The 26,063-nt window shown below is 63.2% G+C and carries 34 protein-coding genes and 1 tRNA gene; 19 read left to right on the top strand and 16 right to left on the bottom strand.

What is annotated here, in order from left to right; all coding sequences use genetic code 11:
- Positions 1–63 precede the first annotated feature (63 nt).
- Together OE747_RS11000 and OE747_RS10995 are read left to right on the top strand one after the other, a co-directional pair.
- The gene (locus OE747_RS11000; protein ID WP_263828649.1) at positions 64–1,350 is read left to right on the top strand and encodes a lipoprotein-releasing ABC transporter permease subunit; all 1,287 of its coding nucleotides are present in this window, start codon (positions 64–66) and stop codon (positions 1,348–1,350) included.
- A complete protein-coding gene (locus OE747_RS10995; protein ID WP_263828648.1) occupies positions 1,343–2,029 on the top strand; it encodes an ABC transporter ATP-binding protein in 687 nt (228 codons plus the stop codon). The genes OE747_RS11000 and OE747_RS10995 overlap by 8 nt, the downstream gene beginning before the upstream one ends.
- Here the strand turns inward: OE747_RS10995 and OE747_RS10990 are convergent.
- On the bottom strand, positions 2,013–2,450 hold the full coding sequence (locus OE747_RS10990) for a DMT family transporter (protein WP_263828647.1): 438 nt from the start codon (positions 2,448–2,450) through the stop codon (positions 2,013–2,015). The genes OE747_RS10995 and OE747_RS10990 overlap by 17 nt on opposite strands.
- 99 nt (positions 2,451–2,549) lie before the next feature.
- On the opposite strand from OE747_RS10990, the gene OE747_RS10985 reads away from it, so the two are divergent.
- Genes OE747_RS10985 through OE747_RS10975 form a run of 3 tightly spaced genes read left to right on the top strand, consistent with a single transcriptional unit; the run spans position 2,550 to position 3,776 of the window.
- Positions 2,550–2,936 carry a c-type cytochrome gene (locus OE747_RS10985; RefSeq protein ID WP_263828646.1) on the top strand — a complete coding sequence of 129 codons (387 nt, stop codon included), beginning with the start codon at positions 2,550–2,552 and terminating at the stop codon, positions 2,934–2,936.
- 25 nt (positions 2,937–2,961) lie between these two features.
- Positions 2,962–3,357, top strand: coding sequence for a cytochrome c (locus OE747_RS10980; RefSeq protein ID WP_263828645.1), 396 nt, complete (start codon positions 2,962–2,964; stop codon positions 3,355–3,357).
- 11 nt (positions 3,358–3,368) lie between these two features.
- Positions 3,369–3,776, top strand: coding sequence for a cytochrome c (locus OE747_RS10975; protein ID WP_263828644.1), 408 nt, complete (start codon positions 3,369–3,371; stop codon positions 3,774–3,776).
- Between the two features lie 52 nt (positions 3,777–3,828).
- Here OE747_RS10975 and OE747_RS10970 read toward each other — a convergent pair whose 3' ends face one another.
- On the bottom strand, positions 3,829–4,509 hold the full coding sequence (locus OE747_RS10970) for a hypothetical protein (protein ID WP_263828744.1): 681 nt from the start codon (positions 4,507–4,509) through the stop codon (positions 3,829–3,831).
- 176 nt (positions 4,510–4,685) lie between these two features.
- On the opposite strand from OE747_RS10970, the gene OE747_RS10965 reads away from it, so the two are divergent.
- Positions 4,686–6,338 carry an arylsulfatase gene (locus tag OE747_RS10965; protein ID WP_263828643.1) on the top strand — a complete coding sequence of 551 codons (1,653 nt, stop codon included), beginning with the start codon at positions 4,686–4,688 and terminating at the stop codon, positions 6,336–6,338.
- Between the two features lie 56 nt (positions 6,339–6,394).
- On the opposite strand, the gene OE747_RS10960 is transcribed toward OE747_RS10965, so the two are convergent.
- Positions 6,395–7,057, bottom strand: coding sequence for a DNA-3-methyladenine glycosylase I (locus tag OE747_RS10960; protein ID WP_263828642.1), 663 nt, complete (start codon positions 7,055–7,057; stop codon positions 6,395–6,397).
- Positions 7,058–7,109: 52 nt separating this feature from the next.
- Entirely contained in the window at positions 7,110–7,517 is a 408-nt protein-coding gene (locus OE747_RS10955; RefSeq protein WP_263828641.1) for a PaaI family thioesterase, read from the bottom strand.
- A gap of 255 nt (positions 7,518–7,772) precedes the next feature.
- Between OE747_RS10955 and OE747_RS10950 the strand changes: the two genes are divergently transcribed.
- The 5 genes from OE747_RS10950 to OE747_RS10930 all read left to right on the top strand — a co-directional run bounded on the left by OE747_RS10950 (position 7,773) and on the right by OE747_RS10930 (position 13,186).
- Complete coding sequence (locus tag OE747_RS10950) at positions 7,773–8,723, top strand: ABC transporter substrate-binding protein (protein ID WP_263828640.1); 951 nt, start codon at positions 7,773–7,775, stop codon at positions 8,721–8,723.
- A gap of 9 nt (positions 8,724–8,732) precedes the next feature.
- Positions 8,733–9,785, top strand: a complete 1,053-nt coding sequence (locus OE747_RS10945; RefSeq protein ID WP_263828639.1) for a quaternary amine ABC transporter ATP-binding protein — start codon at positions 8,733–8,735, stop codon at positions 9,783–9,785.
- Positions 9,782–11,848: an ABC transporter permease gene (locus OE747_RS10940; protein WP_263828638.1), complete on the top strand. Its 2,067-nt coding sequence runs from the start codon at positions 9,782–9,784 to the stop codon at positions 11,846–11,848. The genes OE747_RS10945 and OE747_RS10940 overlap by 4 nt, the downstream gene beginning before the upstream one ends.
- An 87-nt stretch (positions 11,849–11,935) precedes the next feature.
- Positions 11,936–12,601 carry an NnrU family protein gene (locus OE747_RS10935; RefSeq protein WP_263828637.1) on the top strand — a complete coding sequence of 222 codons (666 nt, stop codon included), beginning with the start codon at positions 11,936–11,938 and terminating at the stop codon, positions 12,599–12,601.
- Between the two features lie 63 nt (positions 12,602–12,664).
- On the top strand, positions 12,665–13,186 hold the full coding sequence (locus OE747_RS10930) for a DUF2478 domain-containing protein (protein ID WP_263828636.1): 522 nt from the start codon (positions 12,665–12,667) through the stop codon (positions 13,184–13,186).
- A gap of 141 nt (positions 13,187–13,327) precedes the next feature.
- On the opposite strand, the gene OE747_RS10925 is transcribed toward OE747_RS10930, so the two are convergent.
- A tRNA-Tyr gene (locus tag OE747_RS10925) sits at positions 13,328–13,411 on the bottom strand.
- Positions 13,412–13,526: 115 nt separating this feature from the next.
- On the opposite strand from OE747_RS10925, the gene rlmB reads away from it, so the two are divergent.
- The 4 genes from rlmB (at position 13,527) to OE747_RS10905 (ending at position 15,890) form a co-directional block, all read left to right on the top strand.
- A complete protein-coding gene (rlmB, locus tag OE747_RS10920) occupies positions 13,527–14,300 on the top strand; it encodes a 23S rRNA (guanosine(2251)-2'-O)-methyltransferase RlmB (RefSeq protein WP_263828635.1) in 774 nt (257 codons plus the stop codon).
- Between the two features lie 60 nt (positions 14,301–14,360).
- Positions 14,361–14,603, top strand: a complete 243-nt coding sequence (locus OE747_RS10915) for a hypothetical protein (RefSeq protein ID WP_263828634.1) — start codon at positions 14,361–14,363, stop codon at positions 14,601–14,603.
- A 196-nt stretch (positions 14,604–14,799) separates the two neighbouring features.
- The gene (locus tag OE747_RS10910) at positions 14,800–15,171 is read left to right on the top strand and encodes a YHS domain-containing (seleno)protein (RefSeq protein ID WP_263828633.1); all 372 of its coding nucleotides are present in this window, start codon (positions 14,800–14,802) and stop codon (positions 15,169–15,171) included.
- 248 nt (positions 15,172–15,419) lie between these two features.
- The gene (locus OE747_RS10905) at positions 15,420–15,890 is read left to right on the top strand and encodes a CoA-binding protein (RefSeq protein ID WP_263828632.1); all 471 of its coding nucleotides are present in this window, start codon (positions 15,420–15,422) and stop codon (positions 15,888–15,890) included.
- Between the two features lie 3 nt (positions 15,891–15,893).
- Here the strand turns inward: OE747_RS10905 and OE747_RS10900 are convergent, their stop codons facing one another.
- From OE747_RS10900 to hisA, 5 genes are all read right to left on the bottom strand, one after another.
- Positions 15,894–16,454 (bottom strand): hypothetical protein, encoded by a 561-nt coding sequence (locus tag OE747_RS10900; RefSeq protein ID WP_263828631.1) that lies wholly within the window; start codon positions 16,452–16,454, stop codon positions 15,894–15,896.
- 61 nt (positions 16,455–16,515) lie between these two features.
- Positions 16,516–16,833 carry a phosphoribosyl-ATP diphosphatase gene (locus OE747_RS10895; RefSeq protein WP_263828630.1) on the bottom strand — a complete coding sequence of 106 codons (318 nt, stop codon included), beginning with the start codon at positions 16,831–16,833 and terminating at the stop codon, positions 16,516–16,518.
- Positions 16,830–17,591 carry an imidazole glycerol phosphate synthase subunit HisF gene (gene hisF / locus OE747_RS10890; RefSeq protein WP_011046902.1) on the bottom strand — a complete coding sequence of 254 codons (762 nt, stop codon included), beginning with the start codon at positions 17,589–17,591 and terminating at the stop codon, positions 16,830–16,832. The genes OE747_RS10895 and hisF overlap by 4 nt, the downstream gene beginning before the upstream one ends.
- A gap of 33 nt (positions 17,592–17,624) precedes the next feature.
- Positions 17,625–18,119 (bottom strand): DUF2867 domain-containing protein, encoded by a 495-nt coding sequence (locus OE747_RS10885; protein WP_263828629.1) that lies wholly within the window; start codon positions 18,117–18,119, stop codon positions 17,625–17,627.
- A 76-nt stretch (positions 18,120–18,195) separates the two neighbouring features.
- Positions 18,196–18,918, bottom strand: a complete 723-nt coding sequence (gene hisA / locus OE747_RS10880) for a 1-(5-phosphoribosyl)-5-[(5-phosphoribosylamino)methylideneamino]imidazole-4-carboxamide isomerase (RefSeq protein ID WP_263828628.1) — start codon at positions 18,916–18,918, stop codon at positions 18,196–18,198.
- Between the two features lie 133 nt (positions 18,919–19,051).
- Here hisA and OE747_RS10875 point away from each other — a divergent pair, with 133 nt between their 5' ends.
- Positions 19,052–19,450, top strand: a complete 399-nt coding sequence (locus OE747_RS10875) for a DUF2147 domain-containing protein (RefSeq protein ID WP_263828627.1) — start codon at positions 19,052–19,054, stop codon at positions 19,448–19,450.
- Positions 19,451–19,493: 43 nt separating this feature from the next.
- Here the strand turns inward: OE747_RS10875 and OE747_RS10870 are convergent, their stop codons facing one another.
- Positions 19,494–20,033: a peroxiredoxin-like family protein gene (locus OE747_RS10870; protein WP_263828626.1), complete on the bottom strand. Its 540-nt coding sequence runs from the start codon at positions 20,031–20,033 to the stop codon at positions 19,494–19,496.
- 93 nt (positions 20,034–20,126) lie between these two features.
- Here OE747_RS10870 and OE747_RS10865 point away from each other — a divergent pair, with 93 nt between their 5' ends.
- The gene (locus tag OE747_RS10865) at positions 20,127–20,843 is read left to right on the top strand and encodes a helix-turn-helix transcriptional regulator (protein ID WP_263828625.1); all 717 of its coding nucleotides are present in this window, start codon (positions 20,127–20,129) and stop codon (positions 20,841–20,843) included.
- 26 nt (positions 20,844–20,869) lie between these two features.
- Here OE747_RS10865 and hisH read toward each other — a convergent pair whose 3' ends face one another.
- Both hisH and OE747_RS10855 read right to left on the bottom strand, forming a co-directional pair.
- On the bottom strand, positions 20,870–21,508 hold the full coding sequence (hisH, locus tag OE747_RS10860; protein ID WP_263828624.1) for an imidazole glycerol phosphate synthase subunit HisH: 639 nt from the start codon (positions 21,506–21,508) through the stop codon (positions 20,870–20,872).
- Between the two features lie 56 nt (positions 21,509–21,564).
- The gene (locus tag OE747_RS10855; protein WP_263828623.1) at positions 21,565–22,179 is read right to left on the bottom strand and encodes a TetR/AcrR family transcriptional regulator; all 615 of its coding nucleotides are present in this window, start codon (positions 22,177–22,179) and stop codon (positions 21,565–21,567) included.
- Positions 22,180–22,258: 79 nt separating this feature from the next.
- On the opposite strand from OE747_RS10855, the gene OE747_RS10850 reads away from it, so the two are divergent.
- Positions 22,259–22,894 (top strand): DUF2306 domain-containing protein, encoded by a 636-nt coding sequence (locus OE747_RS10850; protein ID WP_263828622.1) that lies wholly within the window; start codon positions 22,259–22,261, stop codon positions 22,892–22,894.
- Between the two features lie 10 nt (positions 22,895–22,904).
- Here the strand turns inward: OE747_RS10850 and hisB are convergent, their stop codons facing one another.
- A complete protein-coding gene (gene hisB, locus OE747_RS10845; protein ID WP_263828621.1) occupies positions 22,905–23,492 on the bottom strand; it encodes an imidazoleglycerol-phosphate dehydratase HisB in 588 nt (195 codons plus the stop codon).
- Positions 23,493–23,652: 160 nt separating this feature from the next.
- On the opposite strand from hisB, the gene OE747_RS10840 reads away from it, so the two are divergent.
- Positions 23,653–23,892: an Lrp/AsnC ligand binding domain-containing protein gene (locus tag OE747_RS10840; protein ID WP_044029069.1), complete on the top strand. Its 240-nt coding sequence runs from the start codon at positions 23,653–23,655 to the stop codon at positions 23,890–23,892.
- On the opposite strand, the gene OE747_RS10835 is transcribed toward OE747_RS10840, so the two are convergent.
- Both OE747_RS10835 and OE747_RS10830 read right to left on the bottom strand, forming a co-directional pair.
- A complete protein-coding gene (locus OE747_RS10835; protein ID WP_263828620.1) occupies positions 23,879–24,652 on the bottom strand; it encodes a vWA domain-containing protein in 774 nt (257 codons plus the stop codon). The genes OE747_RS10840 and OE747_RS10835 overlap by 14 nt on opposite strands.
- Positions 24,653–24,706: 54 nt before the next feature.
- Positions 24,707–26,059 (bottom strand): aminotransferase, encoded by a 1,353-nt coding sequence (locus tag OE747_RS10830; RefSeq protein ID WP_263828619.1) that lies wholly within the window; start codon positions 26,057–26,059, stop codon positions 24,707–24,709.
- Between the last annotated feature and the right edge of the window lie 4 nt (positions 26,060–26,063).

The raw sequence follows: 26,063 nt of genomic DNA, 5'->3' as shown, positions 1-26,063 counted from the left end.
TTCAGACCATGTACAAAACGGTCAAAACGCCGTACATCGCCCGCAAACGAGCAGGAGCCAGACATGGCCAGACAACCGGCCCCCTTCGCCGCTTTCGAGTGGAAAATCGCCTGGCGCTACCTCCGCGCCCGCCGGGCCGAGGGCGGCGTCAGCGTTATGACATGGATCAGCCTGATCGGCATCACGCTGGCGGTGTTCGCGCTGATCGCGACACTGGCGGTGCGCTCGGGCTTTCGATCCGATTTCGTGGGCACGATCCTGGGGGCGAATGCCCATGTAACTGTATATAATAGCGGGATAATCCGGGAGAACGGTCAGGTCGACCGGACCATCTCCGACTATTCCGAAATGGCCGCGCGGGTGGCCCAGGTGCCGGGCGTGACCCGCGCCGCGCCGCTGGTCAAGGGCCAGGTGATGGCCTCGGCCCAGACCCGCAACGCAGGCGTCGAGGTCTTCGGCATCGCCGCCGCCGACCTCGCCGGCCTGCCCGGCATTGTCGGCAACGACCGCTCCTACGGCGACCTCTCCCGCTTCGAAGACGGCATCGCAATCGGCTCCGGCATCGCCCGCGAGCTTGGTATCACGGTGGGCGACCGCCTCAAGCTGATCTCGCCCAACGGCGCCCGGACACCGATGGGAACCTCGCCCAGGGTGAATGCCTACGAGGTTGTCTATGTCTTTTCCGCCGGTCGCTATGATATTGATAGAACACGGATTTATATGCCCTTTGCCGAGGCACAGAGTTACTTCAACCGCGAGGGCGTGGCCGATGAGATCGAGGTCATGGTGACCGAGCCCGAGGCGCTCGACCGGGTGCTGATCCCGATCCTGACCGCCGCAGGCGAGGGTGCGCAGGTCTGGACCTGGCAGGATGCTTCGGGCGGTTTTCTGCGCGCGCTCGAGGTCGAGGATAACGTGATGTTCATCATCCTTTCGATCCTCGTGCTGATCGCCACCATGAACATTGTCTCGGGCCTGATCATGCTGGTCAAGAACAAGGGCCGCGACATCGGCATCCTGCGCACCATCGGGCTGAGCGAGGGCTCGGTCCTGCGGGTGTTTTTCATCTGCGGCGCCTTCACCGGCATCATCGGCACCGCTTTTGGCGTGGTGCTGGGCTGCCTCTTCGCGATCTACATCGACCCGATTTTTTCCTTTGTAAACTATGTGATGGGCGGCGGCGTCTGGGACCCGGCCATTCGCGGCATCTATGCCTTGCCCGCCGAATTGCGGCTTGCGGACGTGCTCAAGGCGGCGGGCCTGTCGCTGGGGCTTTCCTTTGTCGTGACCTATTTCCCGGCCCGCCGCGCGGCCCGGCTGAACCCGGTGGAGGCGCTGCGCTATGAGTGACGTGACCCTGCGCCTGCGCGGTATCGAGAAGACCTATCTGCCCGGCACCCCCGGCGCGGTGCGCGTGCTGCGCGGTGCCGATCTGGAGTTGCACGCGGGCGAAATGGTGGCCCTGGTGGCGCCTTCCGGCGCGGGCAAATCAACCCTTCTCCACATCGCGGGTCTGCTGGATGTGCCGGATGCGGGTCAGGTCGAGATTGCAGGACAGGACATGTCCGGGCGCGGCGACAGGGCGCGCACCATCGTGCGACGGCAGGATGTCGGGTTCGTATATCAGTTCCACCACCTGCTGCCTGAGTTCACGGCGCTGGAAAACGTGACCCTGCCGCAACTGGCAAACGGGGTCTCGGAACGCACCGCGCAGGCCCGCGCGAGCGATCTGCTGACCCGTGTCGGCGTGGCCGAACGGGCCGCGCATCGCCCGGCGGCCCTGTCTGGCGGCGAGCAACAGCGGGTGGCTTTCTGCAGGGCGCTGGCCAACGCACCTCGCCTCTTGCTGGCGGATGAGCCGACCGGCAATCTGGATCCCGCGACCTCGGACCAGGTGTTCGATGCGCTCCTGGAACTGGTGCGGGGCACCGGTCTGGCGGCGCTGATCGCGACGCATAACATGGACCTAGCGGCCCGGATGGACCGGGTGCTGCGGCTGGAGGACGGGCGGCTTACGCCTGTTGGGTAAGCCAAACCCCGGCCGCCATCAGGGCGATACCGCCCGCGCGGGTCAGGCCCAGCGGGCTGACTTGCGCGCCGAACAGGCCAAAATGGTCGATGGCGGCGGCCGAGATCAACTGTCCGAGCAAGACAAAGAACACCGCGTTGCCGACCCCGAAATGTGGCGCGACATGGGTGATCGACAGCACATAAAAAGCGACCAGAAGCCCGGCCAGGAAGAGGTGGCGCGGGGCGCCACCGAGCTTGGTCAGCGCCTGAGGCCCGGGAACCAGCAGCATCAGCGCCGCCGACGCTGCAAAGGCCACCGCAAACAATACGACCCCGGCCGCGGTTGGCGAACCGATGATCTTTCCCAGCGCGGCATTCAGTGCGGCCAGAATCGGGATGCCGATCCCGGCGATCAGCATGAGGGCAGCGTAGTGAGGCATGAGGCGATCCGCGTCTGAGGCAGGTGTTGATCTGGATCATTGCCCCGGCCGAAGGGATGCACAAGGCTGAACATGGGTGCGGGCGGAAACGGTATTGTGATGCGGATTGCTGTTGTGATGACGGTCTTGCTTGCGGCTTGCGCAACCACGCCCGAGGGCCGTGGCGAGCGCCTGTTTGCGCGAAACTGCATCTCCTGTCACGGAGCGACCGGGGCGGGGGACGGGCCAAAGAGTGCCGGGCTGCCGGTGCCCCCGGCGAACCTGCGCGGGTTGGCGGCGGGCAATGACGGTATCTTTCCGACAGAGCGGGTGATGGCTTCGATTTATGGCTATCCGGGCAAAGCCCATGCGGGAACCATGCCCGAGTTTGCCAGGGCGCTGGCGGGGCCAACTGTCTTGTGGGAGACGCCGGATGGCGAGAAGATCGAAACGCCGGTGTCCCTGGTCGAACTGGTGCGATATCTTGAAACACTACAGGAACCGTGACCTCGAAAAGGGAGTGTCTGATCCAATGAAACAAGCTTTGATTGCGGCGATGGCCGTGCTGGTATCGGCGACGGCGGGCCAGGCGCAGGATGCAGCGGAGGGGGAACAACTCTATCGACATCACTGTGCGACCTGCCACGGCATCGAAGCGACCGGGCAGGGGCCGATGGCCGGGGTACTGGTAATTCAGCCCGCCGACCTGACCGCGCTTCAGGGCGATGGTGCGTTTCCGGTCGCGCGCGTGGTGCGCCGTATCGACGGTCGCGATCCGTTGGTCAGCCATGGCAGCCCGATGCCTGTCTATGGTCCCTATTTCGAAGGCCGCGATGTCGCGATAAAGACCGAAACCGGACAGCCGATGTTGACCAGCCAGCCGATTGTCGATCTGCTTGCCTATATCCAAACGTTACAAGACCGCTAAGAGGGGAAGAGATGCGCAGAATTGTCGGAGTGCTGATGCTGACGGGAATGGCAGCGGCCTGTACGGCTCAGGATATGATGCCCGGCCCGGCGGAAGGCGAGGCGATATTCGCCGCCAATTGCGTGGCCTGCCACGACTACCGGGGGCAGGGGGCGACGCTCTCTGGCGGGCAGAACGCGCCCGATCTGACCGGCATCGCAGCGCGGCGGGATGGCGAGTTTCCGCGTGCCGAGATTCTGTCCAAGATCGACGGCTACGGGCATGGCAAGGTTTCCGCGACGGTGATGCCAGAGTTCGGATCCCTGCTCGAAGGTGAACTGGTGCCGGTCGATATCGACGGGGTGCCGACGCCGACGCCCAGACCGCTGGCGGCGCTGCTGGCCTATCTGGAGAGTATCCAGGTGGTGGACGAAGGCTGATCCAGTCGCCCTTCGCGGTGATCTGACTGGGTCCGTTACTGGCTCAGCGGGTCTAGTCGCAGATACCGGCGATTTCCGCGCCCTTCCAGGGCAAGAGCACGTCGCTTTCGCGCGTGGAGTGTGGCAGATCCGAAACCGGAAAGGCCGCTGACAGCATGCCATGCAGTCGCTTGGTTCGGGCCGCCTCGGGTGCCAGCGCACGACAGCAGACATATTCTTCGACGATGGCGCCCTGCTGTTCGTACCCGTAGTCCAGAAAGTCGGGCGAGGTTTCCAGTTCAAACAGGTAGGGATCGTCGCTGGCGCCATGTTCGGCGGCGGCCCTCAAGGGGTGATAACCCGTCACTTGCCTGTTTTGCCACTGCCAGACGTGGGTCAGCTCGTGGGCCAGCAGCATCGCGGCGACCAGGTTCATGCGTTGGGGAAAGTCAGGAAGATAGTCGTCCAGATACCAGCCCTTGGTAAAGTACACCTTCTGGAACAGGGTCACGGCCGCCGGTTTGGCGGTCACGATCTCTTCTTTTGTCGGAGGCAGGATACGTTCGCGGCAGGTCACGCGCGGGCGTGGTTTCCGGTGAAAGGTCACCGCTCCAACTGGCGCGCCTTCGACAAGGCGGACCCTGTCCAGGTCGAGCGCGTCGCCATGCAGGCGCGACGCAAAACTGCGTTCGGTTTCGGTCAGCGGGCGGCCACAGGCCGCAACCACAAGGATCAGGAAAAGCGCGCGCAGCATCATGGATCAGACCCTAGCCGCAGGCACGGCCCCTGCAAGATGTTTTTCCATTCAACTCAAAAAGCAGGCATTGCCGGAAGCCGGATACGCCGGACAATGGATGCTCCGTCCAGTTTGGTTGGCCTGCCGGAAGGAGACGCAGAATTCTTCTCGTTCCATATGGAAGTTCATGAAGCGTGCGCTATCGTTTTCTGATTGATCATCGATTTAATGCCCAAAAACTGAGAGTTATGCCAATGAGAAAGCCGCTTCGAAGTATCGCGACACTGACCCTGATTTCGATGGTCCACCTGGTTCCCGCGTGGGCACAGGAAAACAGTGCCAAACCCAATATTCTCGTCATCTGGGGTGATGATATCGGATGGCAGAACGTTTCCGCCTACGGGATGGGAACGATGGGATACACTACACCCAACATAGACCGGATCGCCGCAGAGGGAGTTCGGTTTACCGACCATTATGCGCAACCCAGCTGCACGGCTGGCCGTGCCGCATTCATCACGGGCCAATACCCAATTCGGTCGGGCATGACGACGGTTGGCCAGCCGGGCTCTCCGCTGGGGCTTCAAGCTGCCTCGCCGACTTTGGCCGAACAGCTGAAGCAGATTGGGTACCGTACCGGCCATTTCGGCAAGAACCACCTCGGTGACCGGAACGAGCACCTGCCGACAGTCCACGGTTTCGACGAATTCTTTGGCAACCTCTATCACCTGAACACTCAGGAAGAAGCCGAGCAGCGCGACTATCAGCGTTTTGGTGCGCAGTTTTCCGGCAGCCTGGAAGAATACGAGGCGCAATTCGGGACGCGCGGCGTGATCCACAGCTTTGCCAGCGAAACCGACGATCCGACTGAACAGCCCCGATTTGGCCGCGTCGGGATGCAGACGATCGAAGACACCGGACCATTGACCCAGGAGCGGATGAAAAACTTCGATTCTGCCGAAGTCATCCCGCTCGCACAGAACTTCATGGCAAGTGCGAAAGAGGCCGACGAGCCGTTTTTTGTCTGGCTGAACACGAGCCGGATGCACCTGTATACCCGGCTGGACGACAAATGGCGGTATGCGGCCGAAGAGTATACGTCGGAATCCGACTATCACGGATCGGGCATGCTTCAGCATGACCATGACATCGGGCTGGTGCTCGACTGGCTCGAAGAGCAGGGCCTCGCCGAGAATACCATCGTCTGGTATTCGACCGATAACGGGCCCGAGCATTCTTCGTGGCCGCACGGTGCGACGACACCATTCCGTGGCGAGAAAATGACGACATGGGAGGGCGGCGTTCGTGTGATCTCGATGTTGCGCTGGCCTGGCGTCCTTGAAGCGGGCAAGGTCCTGAACGGTATCCAGGGCCATCAGGACATGTTCACGTCTCTGGCGGCTGCCGCAGGTATCGAAGATGTGGCCGCCGAAGTGATGGAAGAAAAGCAGCAGGTCATCGACGGGGTGAACAACCTGCCGTACTGGACAGGCGAAGCGGCGGCCTCGGCCCGCAACCATATCTTCCACTATTACGAAGGGGTGCTGGCTGCGGTGCGGATGGGGCCGTGGAAGTTCCACTTCATCACCCGCGAGGATTATTATGGAGACATCGTCGCCCATTCGATGCCGCGCGTGTTCAACCTGCGTATGGACCCGTTCGAAAGCTATGACAGCACGGATTCCTACGGTCACCTGATCCAAAAGGTCTCGTGGCTGTTCCAGCCCATGAACGTGCTGTTGGGGCAGCATCTGCAGTCTCTGGCAGAGTATCCCCCGGTTCAGGGCGGGGCGTCCTTTGACATGTCGAATGTGGTTGAGGATTTCTTGTCCAAGGCGTTGCAGTAGACGCCAATAGAAACAGACAGAAGGGCGGCCAACCTGTGGCCGCCCTTTCCTGTGGTTCAGAGGCTCATCGCCAGAACGCGGCTGATCTCGGTCAGCGACCGTCCGGATTGCTCCATCCAGGTGTTGAAGGCCGCTTGCACCTGCGCCATCGCCTTCTTTGAACTCGGCGGCTTGTCGATCACGCCTTCGGCGATCAGGCGGGCGGTAACGTCCTGAGACAGGATGAAACTGTCGCGTCCCGCAAAGCGCATCGCGTATTGTGCCGTGGTTCCGCCCAGGCGCGCACCGCGGGTCTTGAGCATGTCAAGCAGGCCGATATAGTCCGTCGACGGCCAGGTCCCCAACACCTTGCCCGCGCCGCCCTCCTGTCGCAGCTCAAGGAGAAAGGCGGCGTTGTCGCGGACGGTGGCTATCTTTGTTCCGTTGCGCACGATCCGGGAGTCGACGAGCAGCGCATCGAACTTCTCGTCATCCATGAATGCGCAGCGGCCGACCTCGAATCCGTCAAAGGCCGCCTCGAACCCGTCCCATTTGGCTTCGATCACTTTCCAGTTGAAGCCAGCCTGAAAGATGCACTTGGTAATGACAGAAAGCCAGCGATCATCCGGCATTGCGGCCAGATCATCCGGGCTTTTTGGCTTTTGCAGTTTTGTCTCCAGCGCAGCCTCGCCGCCATGGCGCGCGGCAGCCAGATCGTGGATTTCGTTGAAATGGCGCATGTTCTGACCTCGGTTTCGGTGCAACTCTCCGCAGCACTGGTCGTGCCGTCGTTCAGGGGGCGTAAAAGGTGGCGGTGGCCGTGGCCACCAGCTTGCCGCTGGATTCCTCTGTCATGTCGGCGCGGGCAAAGACCAGCGCCTTGCCCGCCCGCACAACTTCGGCCCGGCACAGGATGGCGGTGCCCGCGCCCGGACGCAGGAACTGGGTGTGCAGATCTGTCGTTGCATAGAGTTTGAAACTATCTCCATGCGCGACGGCTGCCAGCACCATCGTGGTGTCGGCCAGCGCCGCCAGAGCCTGGCCCGACACGATCCCGCCCACCCGCGCCAGATGTTCGGCAAGCGGCATCCGCATCAGCGCATGCGTCTTGTCGATGGAGATCACGGTCAGGTCCAGTGCACGGACCCATTCGGCAAAGTTCTCGTCGAGAATTTGTTGGGCGGAGTCGACGGTTAGCATACCTTGGGCGTTCCTTTGATTGGGGTCATGTCCTGCACCTGAAGGGAGGCTTTCCACAAAGGATAGGCGCCCATGACTGCCAAGCCAAGCTGCGTTTCCGAGGCCCTCAGGGCGGGTATGCCCAAAAAAACCTCGACAAAAGTGGCGGAAACCATGTTATTGACTGGTCAATCAATAACCGACTGCAACATCTGGCGTGACAGCCGGCGCGGCAGGACGGATACTTAGGGAACCAAAGAAACAGGGAGACAGAGGATGAAAACCATCGGACTGGGAATCGCACTGACCGCGTTGGCCGGTGCCGTGCAGGCCGCCGACATGGGCGCTGCGAACGAGCCGATCAAGCTGGCGATCAATGAATGGACCGGGCAGCACGTCACCACCCATGTCGCGGGCGAGATGCTCAAGGCGGCGGGGTACAAGGTTGAATACGTGACTGCGGGCATGATGAACCAGTTCCAGGCGCTGGCGGATGGCGACATTCACGCGACGCTGGAAATCTGGTCGTCGAACGTGTCCGACGAATACGCCAAGAAGGTATCCGAAGGCACCGTTGTCGAAATCGGCGATCTGGGTCTGAACGCACGCGAAGGCATCGCCTATCCGGCGCATGTCGCCGATCTGTGCCCGGGCCTGCCCGCTTGGGAGGCGCTGAAGGATTGCGCGCAGGTGTTCGCCACTGCCGAGACCATTCCGATGGGCCGGTTGGTCGACTATCCGGCCGACTGGGGCACGCCGGGGGCTGACCGGATGACCGGCTTCGACCTGCCGATCAAGGCGGTTCCCGCAGGGTCCGAAGGGGCGCTGATCGCCGAACTGCGCGCTTCGACCGAGCGCAAGTCGCCGCTGCTCATCACCTTCTGGCAACCGCATTGGGCGATGTCGGCCTATGACGTCAAATTTGTCGATCTGCCGGTGGGCAACGAGGAATGTTTCAACGATCCGGCCTGGGGCCCGAACCCGAATGCCGTGAACGACTGCGACTTTGCTCCCAGCCGTATCTTCAAGGCGTCTTGGTCCGGTTTTGCCGAAAAATGGCCGGCGGCCTATGAAATCCTGTCCAACTATCAACTGAGCGTCGAGGCGCAGCAGCCGATGATGGGCAAGATCGACGTCGACGGTGGCTCGGTCGAGGATGTGGTCGCCGCATGGATGGCCGAGAACGAGGGCAGCTGGCGCCCCGTCGTCGATGCGGCAACCAAGTGAGCCGCTGACGTGAGTACGTCGGATACGCCGGCCATTGCCTGCCAGAGTCTCTGGCAGGTTTTTGGCCCGAGCGCGGACAAGGCCCTGACCGAGGCGTTGGCCCGGTCAGGGGGCAATGCTGATGCAGCGGCCGACGATCTGCGCGCACGGGGGTATATCCCTGCGGTGCAGGACGCCAGTTTCGAGGTACGCGAGGGCGAGCTGTTTGTGATCATGGGCCTGTCCGGTTCGGGCAAGTCCACGCTGATCCGCTGTATCTCGCAACTGTTGCCGGGCACTGGTGGCGAGATCCGCATCGACGGCGAGAACGTCATCGGCGCGAGCAAGCAGAAGCTCACCGAGTTGCGGCGGCGAAAGCTGGGCATGGTGTTCCAGCATTTCGGCCTGTTCCCGCATATGACGGTGGCCGAAAACGTGGCCTATCCGCTCAAGGTGCAGGGGGTGGGGCGCAAGGAACGCCGCGCCCGCGCGCAGGAGGTGATCTCGCTGGTCGGGCTCGACGGGCGCGAGGACAGCTTCCCGCGCCAGCTGTCAGGCGGTCAGCGTCAGCGTGTGGGTATTGCCCGCAGTCTGGCGGTCAACCCGGACATCTGGTTCCTGGACGAGCCGTTTTCCGCGCTCGACCCGCTAATCCGGCGGCAGTTGCAGGATGAGTTCCTGCGCATTCAGGCGACGCTCAGGAAATCCATCGTCTTTATCACCCACGATATTGCCGAGGCGCTGAAACTGGCTGACCGGATCGCCATCATGCGGGACGGCAAGATCGTTCAGATCGGCACGCCGACCGAAATCGTGTTGCAGCCGGTCGATGACTATGTGCGCGAGTTTTCCAAGGATGTGGCCAAGGGCCGCCATGCAAGGGTGGCCTCGGTCATGCAGGCAGGCGATGGGGAGCGTGGTCCTGACGATCCCGGACTGACCACCAACATGACGCTCGACGCGGCGCTGGCGCGCTGCATGGAGCTTTACCAGCCGGTACCGGTGCGGGATGCGGGCGGCGCGATTGTCGGAACGGTCAATCCTTCGGCTCTTGCCGCCGCCTTGCAGGTGGACGAAGCATGACTGCGGTTGCGGATGTTGCGGCACCGCACGCAACGCGACTGACATTGGGGGCAAAGGCCGCCCTGATCACCGCGCTGGTGGGCGCACTCTGCCTGGCGCTGGAACCGGTCGTGCCGTGGCTTGGCGCCTGGCCCAAGACCTGGGTCCTGCCGATGACCGACTGGGTGGGTGCGGCGCTGGCCTGGCTCTTGGGCTGGATCAAGCCGGTGGCCCGGTTGTTCTCGGACATCATGGTCTATCCGATGGGCTGGGCGAACACCGCCCTGAACGCCACGCCCTGGCCGATGGTGATCGGGCTTGTCACCGCGCTGGGCTGGTACCTTGGCGGGCTGTCGATGGCTGCTCTCGGATTCTTTGGCCTGGGTCTGGTGCTGGCCTCGGGGTATTGGCACGAGGGCATGAACACGCTGGCGCTGGTCGCCGTGTCGGTGCCTGTGGCGCTGGTTGTCGGAGGCGGTATCGGCATCCTTGCCAACGAAGTGCCGCGGGTGAAAGGCGCGGTGCAGGCGGTACTGGACATCATGCAGACGGTGCCGACATTCGCCTATCTCACACCTTTGTTGCTGCTCTTCGGGTTTGGCCCGGTCGTTGGTCTGATCGCCTCGGCGATCTATGCCGCGCCGCCGATGGCGCGCAACGTGATGCTGGGGCTGGAGCGGGTCGAGGCCGAGATCAAGGAAGCCGCGATCATGTCCGGCGGCTCTCGGCTTCAGCAACTGTTTCAGGTCGAAATCCCCTCGGCCTCGCGCCAGATCATGGTCGGGTTCAATCAATGCCTGATGGCCGCGCTCAGCATGGTGATCATCGCCGCCGTCATCGGCGGGTTCAACGATATCGGCTGGGAGGTCCTGTTGACCATGCGCAAGGCGCAATTTGGCCCGTCGCTGCTGGCCGGTATGGTGATCGTGATCTTTGCCGTGGTGATCGACCGGATGAGCGCGGTGCTGGCGACCGAACGCAAACGCTACGACCTGCGTGTTGTCTGGGCGGTTCTGGCCTTTGCGGTGGTCTTCACCGTACTGTTCTGGTCCAGCCTGCCGGGCGCGTCCGAGGTGGCGATGCTGGACGGGGTGGCGAACAGTCTGGACCGCGGGCTGACCCGCTTTACCCAGTCCAACGGGATGGCGCTGGAGGCGTTGAAGAACAACACTCTCTATTACGTGCTGCTGCCGCTCAGGATCGGGCTGGATCAGGCCGTTCTGCCGTTTACCTGGGGGTTCATGTGGACCCCGGCGATGAGCGCGCTGGTCTTTGGTCTGGGTGGTGCGCTGGGCCTCTTGCTGGCGTGGCGCGGCAACGTGACAGGCGGCTTCGTTGTCCTGATCGCCTTTGGCATGATCGAGACCGGAGTGACCAACTTGCCTTGGCCCTTTGTCCTGACCGGGGCGGCGGCGCTGGGATATGTGGCGGGCGGTCGGCGGCTGGCGATCCTGGTGGTGGTCTTGCTCTGCACGATCCTGCTGTCGGGCCTGTGGGACCGCGCGCTGTTGTCGCTCTACCTTTGTGGCGCCTCGGTATTTGCCTGTGCGGTTGTGGGCGGGGCGATTGGCGTGGCCAGTGCCATATGGGCACCGGTCTGGCGTATTGTGCGGCCGATCTGCGACATGCTGCAAACCATTCCGCTCTTCGTCTTTCTGATCCCGGTGCTGATGCTGTTCCAGATCGGAGAGTTCTCGGCCTTTCTGGCGATCTGCGCCTATGCCATCGTGCCGATGATCCGCTATACCCGCCACGGTCTGGTGGATACGCCCGAAGAGATGATGGAGGCCGCCATCTCCAGCGGCGCGACGGACTGGCAGATCCTGCGCGATGTGCGCGCCCCCTATGCCGCGCCGACCATCCTGCTGGGGCTGAATCAGACCATTCTCTATGCCTTCTCGATGCTGGTGATCGCGGCGCTGATCGGGACGACCGGTCTGGGCCAGTCGATCTATCTGGCGCTGGGACAGGCGGATGTGGGGTTGGGCATCTCGGCAGGGGCGGCGATGGCCATTCTGGCGCTGATTGCCGACCGGCTGGTGCAGGGCTTTGCCGAGGAGCGGCGCAAGGCGCTTGGCCTTTGATCCGGTCTTGCGGTCCGGCTTGACTTTGCGCAAGGCCGGGTCGCAAGGGTCGATCTAGGGTCAACCGGAATGTGACGGAGGCAAGAGATGGGCGGATGGGGTGCGTTTGCGGCGGCTTTGGCCGTGTTCCTGCTCAGCCACGCCATCCCGGTCCGGCCGCCTGTCCGGCCCTGGTTGGTCGCGCGACTGGGGTTACGTGGCTATCTGGTGGCCTATTCCCTGCTGTCGCTTGCCGTGTTGTATTGGCTGATCGTGGCCGCGGGCGAGGCGCCCTATGTCGAGGTGATCCCGCCCTTGCCCATCCTGCGCTGGGTTCCGATGATCGTTATGCCGGTTGTCTGCCTTATTGCCGTTGCGGGCATGCGTGCCTGCAATCCGCTATCTTTCGGCGGAATGGGGCGAGGGCCGTTCGACCCGGCCGCGCCGAGCGTTCTGGCGTTTTCGCGCCACCCGCTGCCCTTGGCGCTGGCGCTCTGGTCGTTGGCCCATCTGTTGGCAAATGGAGATCTGGCACATGTGGTGCTGTTCGGCCTTTTTGCGGGCTTCGCGGTGCTGGGCATGCGGCTGATCGACCGTCGCAAGCAGCGGGACATGGACCGCGACTGGCACCGCCTTGCGGCGAACACGCGGCTTCTGTCTCTGCGGCATGGCGTCGAACTGTTGCGCCCGGTCGATATGATGCTGGCCAGTGTGCTGTTTGGCACCCTTCTGCTTGGCCACGCGGGGGTCATCGGCGTGTCACCGATGCCCTGAGGTGGCCGAAAGGGGGAGGGCGTGCTAGATGATGATTGATGATGGAAGAAAGGATGGTTGGGAATGAACCTGGCCTATGTAACGACACAGGCGCGCGGCGCTACAGACCGGCTGCTGAGCGCCGTAGCCGAACGGTTGGAGGCCGAAGGCGTAGGTTTGGCCGGTGTGGTGCAGACCAATACCGAATGCGCCGACAATGCCCATTGCGACATGGATCTGCGGGTCATGCCGACGGGCGAGGTGATCCGGATCTCGCAATCGCTGGGCGCCGGTGCGCGGGGATGCCGTCTGAATCCGGGCGAGCTGGAGCGCGCGGTGGGGCTGGTCATGGGCGCCTTGGGTAATGGACCCGATCTGCTGATCGTCAACAAGTTCGGCAAGCACGAGGCCGATGGCCGGGGTTTTCGTCCCCTGATCGCCGAAGCACTGGCGCAAGACATTCCGGTTCTGCTGGGGGTCAACGGTCTGAACGAGGAAAAGTTTCTCGACTTTACCGAAGGTGCTGCGGAAAAGCTTGAACCCGAAATCGACAGGCTCGTCCAATGGATGCGTCGGGTCTTGGCGGAAAGAAGCCAGGCTGCCTGAGTGATACCGGGACGGGTACCCCTGTCCCGGCGCGTCTGGCTTGGTTGTGTCAACTTCGATCCCTGCACATGCGGGCCGCACGCGTGCGCCGAACGATGGTTGCCATCCACCATCCGTTCCGTTCAATTGTCTGGAAAGAGATGGTGGGCGACCCTGGAATCGAACCAGGCGTGCGTCTCCGCGAGGGAGTTACAGTCCCCTGCCACACCTTGCGGCCTGTCGCCCACTGTCAGGCGTTGCACCTGACGTGGAGGCGTGATTACAAGCGCGCCAAAGGAGCGTCAACAGGAAAAAACCGCTTTGGCGCAGGAAACTTTCGCAGGCCCCGGAGGGCGCACAAATGAAGAAACCGAAATGGGTTGTCGAGAAGGAACAGGCCCGCAAGGCAGCGGCGGCGGAAACCGTCTGGCTGTTCGGGTTGCACGCTGTTCGCGATGCTCTGGAGAACCCTGACCGGGTGAAATTGCGCTTGATCGTGACGCTGAACGCAAAGGACAAGCTTGCCGAAGCAATCGCTACCGCAGGGATCGAACCGGAGATCGTGGACCCGCGGAAATTCAGCGCGCCGATTGATCCGGGCTCGGTTCACCAGGGGGCGGCATTGGAAGTCAAACCATTGGACTGGGGGCGGCTGGAGGACGTTTGCGTCGGGCATGAATGCCCCCGCGTGATTCTGCTCGACCGGGTGACCGATCCGCACAATGTTGGTGCCATTCTGCGGTCGGCCGAGGTACTGGGCGCCAGTGCCGTGATCGGGACGAGGCACCATTCGGCGCCTGAAACCGGCGCGCTGGCCAAAACAGCCAGCGGCGCGCTGGAGCGTCAGCCTTATCTGCGCGTGCGCAACCTGTCCGAGGCAATCACCGAATTGCAGGGCATGGGGTACATCGTGCTGGGTCTCGACGGCGAAGCCGAGGAAACGATCGAGACGGCGCTGGTTGGGCGGCGCGATCGGGCCGTTGCGCTTGTCCTTGGGGCCGAGGGGCCGGGGCTGCGGCAAAAGACCAAGGAAACCGTCGACAAGCTGGTCAAGATCGACGCAGCGGGCGGGTTTGGTTCTCTCAACGTCTCGAATGCGGCCGCCATCGCCCTATATGCATCCAGAGAGCGCTAGACGCCGCTGGAGAGATCCGTGAACGCTGAAATTGTAACCTGCTGCTACTGCGGGAGCAGAATGGCGTTGGGGCAGAGCGAAGCCGGACGGTTGCGCTGCGATGGCTGCGGGGCACCGATCAAACACTCTGTCCGGGTTTCGGCGGCGCCGGTTGCCCGCGCCGCTTCGCCTTCGATGCGCGAAGATGTGTTCCGACCGGACGCCGAGTTTCACAAGAAGCAGAAGAAAAAGAAGAAGAAAAAGGGTTTGGCCCATCGCCTGTTCGATGACCTATCCGACGCTATCGAGGACTTCTTTGATTGATCAAAGGCGCCAGAGCGGTGCAGGTTTCATTCACATATCCGTCAGATATCTTTTCCAAAGCGGCTGGAACGGGCATTCTGTTCCGATCTGAAACGGGTTCCCGAGGATTGGAGCAAGTCTATTGCTGAACCGCCGCCTTTTCATCTCTGGCCTCGCAACTGTCGCTGTGGGTTCCGCTGTTCGTGCAGATCCGACCGTGTTCTTTGCACAGGACGGGGTCGCCATTCGTGGGTTCGATACGGTGGCGTACTTCCGGAACGGTGCACCGAAACGGGGTTCACCCGATATCGCAGTGATGTGGAAGGCGGCCTATTGGCATTTCTCAAGCCACGAGAATCGTGAAATTTTCGAAGCCAACCCACGCGCCTTTGCACCTCAGTTCGGCGGCTATTGCGCCTATGCTGTGGCGCGTGGGTATCTCACGGATACGGACCCTGACACCTGGCAAATCGTCGAGGACAAGCTCTATCTTGTGCACTCGCCCGAGGTGGCGCGCCTGTGGCAGGAGGACATTCCGGGGAACATTGCGCTGGCCGAAAGGAACTGGCCGGGGGTTCTGTTCCCATAGTTGCGGAATGGCGGATTTCTGCCGGAAATCGACATGTCACCACAAAGTTGGAGCTTACCTCTTTTTTTCCGCGCATGCATGCCTAAATGTCACAGTGACCGCGGAACGGAACTGCCGCGGGTCATTTCACTGTCCCTCGTTCCATACCTAACGCCCAGGCCTTTGCCTGGGCGTTTTTTTGTTCGTCCTGTCCAGGAGAGACCGCGAATGTCTCTTGCAGTGCGCGCACCGGAAACTAATCTGCGGCCATGCATGAGTATTCCGACGAATTTCTGAAACGGGTCTTGACCAGGACCAAGGTCATAGCGGTCGTGGGTGTCTCGTTGAACCCGGTCCGCCCGAGTTATTACGTGGCGCGATATCTGGGGCTCAAGGGATACCGGGTGATCCCGGTCAATCCCGGGCATGCCGGGGCGACCATGTTTGGCGAAACGGTGCGGGGCAGTCTGGGCGAGATCGAAGAACCGGTCGACATGCTGGACGTCTTCCGCCGGTCCGAGGCGGTTCCACCGATCGTGAAAGAGGCGCTGGACGTTTTTCCGCATCTCAAAACCGTCTGGATGCAGATCGGGGTCGAGAATGCCGAAGCCACAGCAATGGCCGAGGCACGTGGGGTGGACGTGATTCAGAACCGCTGCCCCAAGATCGAGTATCAGCGGCTGTTCGGCGAGTTGCGCATGGGCGGCTTTGCCACCGGTATCATCTCGTCCAAGCTCTGAGGCTCAGGATGGCTGGCGGGCCAGTTTTGCGGCGGCCTTCTCTTCCAGCACCTCGCGCTGCGGGCGCCAGTTGTAGACCTCGTCAGCGCGTGTCGGGGACCAGAACAACTCCCCCGCATTGCGCCAGGGGTCCAGAACGACGCCCTCGTACATGTTGTCGCCCCGGCGGCTGATGACGGCCGTACTGTGGTCGATGCGCCAGATGTTGTCAGGGGTGGCAATGGCGCGGTGAATGACCAGAGTGCGGAAATTCTCCTGATTCAGGCGCTTTTGCATGTCCTGGGCGTAGTGCACGCACAGACCGCGTTCGCGAAAGCCGTTCAGAACCTTGGCGTTATGGATAATAGGGCTGCTGGTGACGTTATATTCGCGCGCCAGTTGCCGGCCATAGCTATAGGAGATTTCGGCGGCGCGCTGCGCCTCGGCAGGGTCCACTTCCGGCCCGAGCGCGCGCAATTGTTGCGCCAGAGCGTTCACGTCCTTTTGGCTGACAGCCTGCGTATCCGTGCAGGCCGCGATGAACAGCACCGCCAGGGTGGCGACTAGGGCCCGGAAAGTTGTCATGGGATGCCTCGGTTCGGTGGTCGGTTCAGTTGGTTGGATCGTACCGCTCAGCGCCGGTGGGTCAACCTTTGGGGCGCGCGGCCTTCTCGGCGATGCCGCTCAGACCCTGTCTGCGGGCCAGTTCAGCCAGCACATCGTCGAGCGCGACATCGCGGGCGGCCAGCATGACGAGGAAGTGATAGAGCACATCCGCCGCCTCCGAGGTGAGTTTGGCCCGGTCGCCCTTCACCGCTTCGATGATCGCCTCGATCGCCTCTTCACCAAATTTCTCGGCGCATTTCTCGGGCCCTTTGGCCAGCAGCTTGGCGGTCCAGCTGCTATCCGGGTCGGCACCCTTGCGGGCCTCGATAGTGACAGCAAGATCGTGCAGGATGCTCATGTCAGCCTCATCGGGATGCCGGCGGCGGCCATGTGTTCCTTGGCCTCGCGGATGGTGTACTCGCCAAAGTGAAAGATCGAGGCGGCGAGCACGGCGCTGGCATGCCCCTCGGTCACACCTTCGACCAGGTGATCCAGCGTGCCGACGCCGCCCGAGGCGATCACCGGCACGTCGACCGCATCGGCGATGGCGCGGGTCAAGGGCAGGTTGAAGCCCGATTTGGTGCCGTCCCGATCCATCGAGGTCAGCAGGATCTCACCGGCCCCCTTGGCAGTGACGAGGCGGGCAAACTCCACCGCGTCGATCCCGGTGGGCTTGCGCCCGCCATGGGTAAAGATCTCCCACCGGCCCGGCTCTACGGTCTTGGCGTCGATGGCGCAGACGATGCACTGGCTGCCGAACCGGTCGGCGGCCTCGGCGATGACATCGGGGTTGGCCACGGCGGCCGAATTGAAGCTGACCTTGTCGGCGCCCGCCAGCAAGAGCGCGCGCACATCCGCATGGGTGCGCACGCCGCCGCCCACTGTGAGCGGCACGAAACACTGCTCGGCGGTGCGGCTGACCACGTCGAACATGGTGCCGCGGTTTTCATGGGTGGCGTGGATGTCGAGGAAACAGATCTCGTCCGCGCCCGCCGCATCATAAGCGCGGGCTGCATCCACCGGGTCGCCCGCATCGCGCAGGCCAACGAAATTCACGCCCTTGACCACGCGGCCATCGGCGACGTCGAGACAGGGGATGATGCGGGTTTTCAGCATGGCAGGCTCGCGGGTTGCCGGGGTCGCCCGTCTTTACTGTGCCCCCGGCGCGGATGCAATCGCGCCGCCGTGCCGGGCGATGCGGCGCATGGCCCCGCGCACGATCAGGATGTGGAACGGCATCACCACCGCCAGATAGACCCGCCCCAGCAGGTTGTTGCGATGCACCCAGGTCGCCATGTGCAGCCGCCCGGCCTGTTGCACCAGCGAGATGCGAAAGTTCAGGTGGCTGTCATCGGCGCCCAGGATCAGCTCCTCCGCATCCTCGTAGGTGACCGGAAAGATCGCCTTGTCACCGCTGTCGGATACCTCGGTCTTGAGGCCCAGCGGCCGCACGATCCAGTTGCGCAGGCGCATGAGGGCATTTGCCCAGCCGGGCAGGGCCAGCCCAATCTCGGCGGCCGCGCGCGGCGATATCCGGCTCTCTACCGCATAGCCGTCGATGAAATCGCCGGGCTCTACAGCCCGCCAAAGCTGCGCGGTTGCGGGCAGCGGGGTCTTTTCGACAATAGGGTAGGTGCGGGTCATGGGCGGTCCCCTTGCGGTCTGCCCGGATCACACAGCAAAGCGCCCGGCATCGAAACCGGGCGCTGTGTCGCAGCGCTCAACCCTTGAGCGCGCTCAGCGCTTGCTTGAGGTCCAACGCCCCGTCATAGAGCGCCCGGCCCGAGATCGCGCCGTTCAATGCGGCGCCACAATCGCGCAGCGCAATCAGATCCTCCAGCGAGGACACCCCGCCCGAGGCGATGACCGGGATCGACACGGCACGGGCCAAATCGGCGGTGGCTTCGACATTCGGGCCCTTCATCGCGCCATCGCGCAGGATGTCGGTATAGATGATGGCGGCAACGCCCGCATCCTCGAATGATTTGGCCAGATCGGTAACCATCACATCGGTCTCTTCCGCCCAGCCCTTGGTGGCGACGCGGCCGTTGCGGGCGTCGATACCCACGGCCACCTTGCCGGGGAAGGCGCGCGCGGCCTCGCGCACCAGAGCGGGGTTCTCGACCGCCACGGTGCCCAGGATGACCCGGGCCAGCCCCTTGTCCAGCCAGCGTTCGATGGTGGCCATGTCGCGGATGCCGCCGCCCAGCTGCGCGGGCACCTTGCACTGCGCCAGGATCGCCTCGACCGGGGCGGCGTTGACCGGCTCACCGGCAAAGGCGCCGTTCAGGTCGACCAGATGCAGCCATTCGCAGCCCGCCGCGACGAATTCCTGCGCCTGCGCGGCGGGATTGTCATTGAACACGGTGGCGTGGTCCATCTCGCCATGTACGAGACGCACGGCCTGGCCATCCTTGAGGTCGATTGCGGGGTAGAGGATCATGGGCAAGCGGCTTTCTGCTGAGTGTCTGGCGCGATATGGCACAAGACAGCGAGGCGATGCAACGCGACCCAAAGTCAGCCTTGCCCGACCGTCGCCGGGAGCGCCAAACTGACGCAAACAGGAGGGAATACACATGAACAGACTGATTCTTGCTGCTGCGCTTGGCCTAGGTGTTGCCGGTGCCGCCATGGCTGACCCGGCGGCAGGTACCTGGAAAACCGAACCGGGGGATACCGGCGGCTATCTTCACGTTGCGGTCGCGCCTTGCGGGTCGAATGTCTGCGGGACCATCAAGACCGCTTTTGACAAGGACGGGGCAGAGCAGACCGACTACGAACACAAGGGCAAGCGCATGTTGTGGGACATGCAGCCGGGGGATGATGGCTCCTATTCCGGGGGTCAGATCTGGGCACCGGATTCGGGCAAGACCTATGGCTCGAAAATGTCGCTCTCGGGCAATGCGCTGACGGTCAAGGGCTGTGTGGCTGGCGGCCTGATCTGCCGTGGCCAGACCTGGAAACGCGTCGACTAGGCCAGATGGGGCAGGGGAGCTGCCCCTGCCACCTGTCGCATGCTCAGACAGCGCCGGTATATTCACCGCGCGCGGGATAGTTGTTGGGGATCGCGAAATCCAGCGCTGCCACCAGTTCCGAGAAATGCGGCCGGACAAAGGGCATTGTTTGAACGGCCCCGTAGTAGAGCGTCCGCTCGGGCGTGACGAGGAACAGGCCAGGTTCGGAAAACAGCGCGGGTTCCTCGATTCCGATAGAGGTCTTGCCGCGCGAGGTCGAGATATAGAGCCCCCAGTCACGCGCCTCTGCCAGTGGCAGACCATAGGCAAAGCGCAAAGAGCGCTCGCCCCCGACTTTTTCCGCCATCGCCTGCGCTCGCTCTTCGCTGTCCGAGCTGACGGCCACGCAGGCCACGCCGCGTTCGGCAAAATCCGCGACCCGCTTCTCCAGCTCTTTCAGATAGGTGGCGCAGATCGGGCAGTGCAGGCCACGATAGAAGCAGATCAGCGTGCCACGTTTCGAGGTTTCAGCACTTAGGTCGAACCGGCCACCGCCCACCAGCGGCAGCGACAGGGTTGGGGTGGTCTGGCGGGGCATCAGCATCGGAGATCTCCTTGGGATGTGAATTGCACCGCCTTATCGCAGGGGTTAGTGTTCGGGAAATCCGAAATACCTAACAAAGGCTCCGATATTGGCATGGACAGGCTGACAACATTGATGGAGCGGTTCCAGCTGCGGGTCGAGGCTGCCGCGCCAGAGGAAGCCAATCTGCTGGCCTTGGCTGGGGGTGACGGGGCGCCGGGCGAATTGCTGTTCTATCCTGCGGGCACGGGGCAGGCGGGTGATCCGATTTTTGCGGCGCGGGTCAGTTGGTCGGGAGAGAGCAACCCGTTCCTGGCCGCGCTGCCCGAAGTGGTGCGTTTCGATCTGAGTGCCGATCCCGAGGCGCGCGCGGTGGTGGAACTGATCCGGGTCGAAGTCGCCGCGCGGCGTTGCGGAGCGCAATCGGTGATCAACCGGTTGGGCGAGGTGCTGATGGTGCGGCTGTTGCGGGACCAGATCGCGCAGGGGGCGACCCGTCCGGGTCTGTTGGCCGGGCTCGCCGATCCGCGCCTCAGCCGGGCTATCGTGGCAATACATGACCATCCGGGCCGGGTCTGGACCAATCTCGATCTGGCGGCCGAGGCCGGTCTGTCGCTGTCACGTTTTGCCGAGCTTTTCGCCGCGCAGGTGGGCGAGACCCCGATGGGCTATCTCAGGCGCTGGCGGCTGATCCTCGCGGCGCAGGATCTTGGTCGCGGCGATAGGGTGGAACGGGTGGCGCGGCGCTACGCCTATGGCTCGCCCGAGGCCTTTGCCCGCGCCTTTCGCCGCGCCCATGGGGTGGCGCCGATGTCGCTGCGCTCAGGATGAAGCGGAGCCGGCAAACGGCCCCCTTCTCAGGGACGCCATGTCAGGAAGTTACCGATCATGCGCAGGCCGATGGCCTGACTTTTCTCGGGGTGGAATTGCAGGCCAACCATGGTGTCGCGTCCGACCACCGCTGTGACGGGCCCGCCATAATCCACATGCGCCAGCCGTTCGCCGGGATTGGTGACCCGGAAGTGATAGGAATGCACGAAATAGACGTGATCGCCACTGGTGATCCCGGCAAAGATCGGGTGTTCCGTTTCGATCACCAGATCGTTCCAGCCCATATGCGGCACTTTCAGCGCGACATCCGCAGGCGTGATGCGCACCACGTCGCCCGCGACCCAGCCCAGGCCGGGGGTCTCTTCGTATTCATGCCCTGTCGTGGCCATGAGCTGCATGCCGACGCAGATTCCCAGAAAGGGGCGACCTTTCTGCTCTACCGCCTCGACCATCGCGTCATAAAGCCCCTTGTGGCCGCGCAGTTCCGCCGCGCAGGCGGGAAAGGCGCCGTCGCCCGGCAGCACCAGCCGGTCGGCCCGGGCCACCACATCGGCGTCCGAGGTCACCACGACCTCGCCCGCGCCGGTCTCGCGCGCCATGCGCTGAAACGCCTTTTCGGCCGAGTGCAGATTGCCCGACTCGTAGTCGATGATCGCGGTCAGCATGGGGTGCGGCTCCTCTGTGCGGTGCTGCCTTCAACTGGAGGGAAACCGGGGCAGGGTCAAGTGTTGGCGACCGGACTTGCCTGCGGCAAGCGGTCGAGCAGCGCGATCACTTGGTCGAACAGTCCCTCGTCAAGTGGCGCGCGACCGTCGCCGAACTCGCCTGCGAGGCACAGCAGAGTGAAACCATGGATCAGAGACCACACCTGCACCTCGACGATCAGCGCATTTGTACCGGCGGGCACAAAGGGCGCGCAGGCCTCGCGCAGCAGCAGATAGGCATGCGCCTGTTCGCGGCTGCTTCCGGGGATCAGGCTGCCCAATCCGCGCTCGCCGAAGATGACCGCCAGGATGCCGCCATGTTCCAGGCCAAATTCCAGATATCCCCGGCAAAGCGATTTCAGACGCCCGCGCGGGGTCTTTGGCCCACGGTCGAGTGCTGCCAGCATGAATGCCGAGAACAGGCGAAACCCTTCTTCGGCGATCGCGGTCTTGAGGCCCGCGAGGCCGTCGAAGTGATGGGCGGGGGCGGCATGAGACACGCCCGCGCGGGCGGCGCATTTGCGCAGGGTCAGGGCCTCGACACCGCCTTCCTCCAGCAGGGCGATCCCGGCTTCGACCAGGGCCGCGCGCAGGTTGCCGTGATGATGTTTCTGATCCGGTTTTGAGGTCATCTACCGAAGGTGATTGAGAAACTTGACAATGTCAAACTGACGCCTAACTTTACACTGTCAAGTTTGTTGGAGGAAGGTCATGGCAGGGAATGCACAAGGCAGAACCGGGCAACGTGGGGGCATTGCCGTGCTGTGGGTGCTTTCGGTGTTGATCGCGCTCGGGTCCTATCGGTTTCTGGTGGCCGACCTAGCCCTGGTGATGGAGCCGATGCTGCATCACCTGCAAGACAGGCCGCTGGCGCTCTATCTGCATATCGGGGTGGCCCCTATCGCTTTGCTGCTCTTGCCACTGCAATTCTCTAAACACCTGCGCCAGGCGCGTCCCGGCCTGCATCGCTGGTTGGGACGTCTATATGGGCTGGTGATTCTGGTCTCGGGCCTGGCGGGTTTCGTGCTGGCGCTGACCACCGAAGAGGGCCGATTCGCGGCGGTCGGCCTGGCGCTCTTGTCGCTGGCCTGGCTTTTCACGACCGCGCGGGCGATCCTGTTTGCGCTGAACCGCGACTTCGCACGTCACCGGGCCTGGATGTTCCGCTCGGCGGCGTTGACGCTGGCGGGGGTGACGCTGCGCCTCTATCTGCCGGTGGGGCTTTTCACCGTCGGGTTCGAGGCCAGCTATCCGCTGATCTGCTGGCTGTGCTGGGTGCCTAATCTGCTGTTCGCCGAATGGCTGTTGCGCCGGCGCCCTGCCGGACGTTGGGCACAACCGGCCTGAGCGCTTCTGCTCAGAGCGTGCCCTTGGTCGAGGGGATGGCGTCGCCCTTGCGCGGGTCGGCCTCGACCGCCTGACGCAGGGCACGGGCCACCGCCTTGAACGCGGCCTCGGCGATGTGGTGGCTGTTCAGCCCGTGCAACTGGTCCACATGCAGTGTGATGCCGCCATGGGTGCTGAGGGCCTGAAAGAACTCGCGCACCAGCTCGGTGTCGAATGTGCCGATCTTGGCTGTCGGCAGGTCCACGTTCCACACAAGGAAAGGGCGCCCCGACAGGTCGAGCGCACAACGCACCTGCGCGTCGTCCATCGGCAGGTGGCATTCGCCATAGCGGCGGATGCCGCGCTTGTCGCCAAGGGCCGCGCTCAGCGCCTGACCCAGCGCGATGCCGGTATCCTCGACCGTGTGGTGGTCGTCGATGTGATAGTCGCCCTTGGCGCGGATCGTCATGTCGATCAGCGAATGGCGCGCCAGCTGGTCCAGCATGTGGTCGAAGAAGCCGACACCGGTTTGGTTGTCATAGGCTCCGGTCCCGTCGAGATTGAGTTCGACCGAGATCTCGGTCTCGGCGGTCTGGCGGCTGATGCTGGCACGGCGCATGGGCGGGTTCCTTCTGATCTTGGCTGGCTTTTGGCACGAGGCGCGCGCAAAAGCCAGAGTGCCGCGACACGCGCCCCGCGATCTGTTGCGCGAAAACAGGGGATTGCACCCGATGGCGGCGCGTGTCAGCCTTTGGCCGAAACAGCATAAGTGAGGCGGCATGACCACCTGCGTATTCATCCAGATCCGCTGCAAGCCCGGCAGCACCTACAAGGTGGCCGAGGATATCGCGCTGCGCGAGATTCATTCCGAGCTCTATTCCACCAGCGGCGAATACGACCTGTTGATGAAGCTCTACATTCCGGCGGGCGCGGATGTGGGCAAATATATCAATGACCACCTGCTGGTGATCCCCAATATCGAACGCTCGCTGACCACGATGACGTTCAAGGCGTTCTGAGCGGCGCCAGCGCGCTGTAGAGCGGGCAGCCCAGCGTCTGGTTCAGGGCGCGGATCAACTCTTCAACCGTCTCGGTCGAGACATATTCGCCGCCGGTGGCCTGGGCCAGGCATTCGGTCGGGCTGATCGTTTCGAGGACGATGGGATTGCCGTCGCCCCCCTCCCAGCCAAAGAACTGCGAACGCACGCGAAATCCGATGACATGTACGGTCAGGTCGGGCGCGGTACGCGCCAGATCGGCCGCCAGCGCACAGGGCGCGCCGCCGCAGGTCTCTTCACCATCGGTGACCAGCACAATGACGCCGGGGCGGGGCGGCTGGTCGAACACCTGCGCGGCAAGGTTGACGGCATCGGTCAGCGCAGTGTTGCCATCGGGTTCGATCTTGTCGATGAGATTCAGGATCGGCCCCGCTGCATCGGGGCTGGGGGCTAAGGGCATCGAGACCCTCTTGCACAGATCACCGTCCGCTGCGCCGTCCATGGCGGCACCATAGGTGACCAGACCCAACCGGCGCAGCGCGGCGATGCGGGGCAGGGTGTCATGCATCGCCTCGCGCGCGTCGAGGATACGGGGCCTGTCGAGACCGTTATACCCCATCTCGGCCATCGAGCCGGAGGCGTCGAACACGATCATCGCGTCGCTGGTGCAATCGGCCTCGCCGATTGCGGGCGCAGGAGCGAGGCCCGCAACAAGAAGCGCCGCCACATGGGCGGCGCGTCCGGTACGACCGGATGCCGGGATGTCAGAGTCGCGCTCCATGCCTCAGCATCGCCCGGGCGCGCGCGGTATGTCCATGCGCCAAAGGTCGAAGGCTCAGGCGGCGAGCAGGCCTTTGTCCTTCAACTCGGCATAGGCGCCGTCGACGGCGTTCTTGAGGCGGCGCAGCATCTCGTCCACCTCTTCCCTGGTGATAATCAGCGGCGGACAGAGCGCGACCGAGTTCCCCGCAAGCGCGCGAAGCAGCAACCCGTTTTGCTGGGCCAGCCGCTGCACGGCGGCCCCGCCCGCGCCCTTTTCGATGGTGGCACCAGTGGTCTTGTTGGACACCAGCTCAATCGCTGCGATCAGCCCCTTGCCGCGCACCTCGCCCACCAGCGGATGGTCGGTGAAGATCGCGCGCAGTTGCGCCTGCATGTAGGCGCCCACCTCGGCCGCATGATCGAAGGTCTTGTCGCGCTCGTAGATCTCCAGCGTCTTGAGCGCCGCTGCACAGGCCACCGGATGCCCGGAATAGGTATAGCCATGGCCGAACATCCCGACCGCTGCCGAGGGCGCGACCATCTTTTCATACATCCAGCCCGGGATGACAGAGGCCGAGATAGGGAAATAGGCCGAGCTGAGCTGCTTGGCAAAGGTCATCAGGTCGGGCTTGATCCCCATGGTGGTGCAGCCGAAATCGGCGCCGGTGCGGCCAAAGCCACAGATCACCTCGTCCGCCCAGACCAGAATGCCATGCTTGCGCAGCAGCGCCTGGAGCTTTTCGTAGTAGCCCTCGGGTGGCACGATCACGCCCGAGGCGCCGGTGATCGGCTCGACGATCATCGCCGCGATGGTATCGGCACCCTCGGCCAGGATCTGCTGTTCCAGATTGTCGAGGATACGGTCGACGAACTGCGCCTCGGTCTCGTTGCCCTTCCGCCCGGAATAGTAATGCGGCGCGTCCGCGCGCAGGATGTGCAGCGCCTCTACCGGCGCATCGAAATGCGCCAGGTTCGCGGGCAGCGAGGTCATCGATCCGGCGGCCACGGTCACGCCGTGATAGCCGCGCTCGCGGGTAATGATCTTGCGCTTTTCCGGCTTGCCGATGGCGTTGAAGTAATAGCGCAGCATCTTGTAATGGGTGTCGTTGGCGTCCGAGCCAGAGTTGCCGAAAAAGAAATAGGCATCCTCGACCGGCACCATCGCCTTGAGCTTTTCGGCAAGTTTCATGACCGGCTCATGGGTCTTGCCGCCAAAGCAATGGGTGAAGGGCAGGCGGTTCAGCTGGTCGGTGATCGCACCGATCACCTCGGCATTGTCATAGCCAAGCGAGGTGCACCACAGGCCCGCCAGACCTTCGATATACTCGTTGCCGTCGGTGTCATAGACATAGATGCCCTTGCCGCGATCCAGCACCAGCTGTTCGGTGGCGGTAAGGTTGGTGGTGGGATAGATCACAGGGGCCATGGCC

The sequence above is a fragment of the Ruegeria aquimaris genome (genome assembly GCF_025751555.1).
GTDB lineage: Bacteria > Pseudomonadota > Alphaproteobacteria > Rhodobacterales > Rhodobacteraceae > Ruegeria_B > Ruegeria_B aquimaris.
The sequence above is the reverse complement of the archived record's forward strand: the minus strand, read 5'-3'. Positions and strand labels throughout refer to the sequence as shown.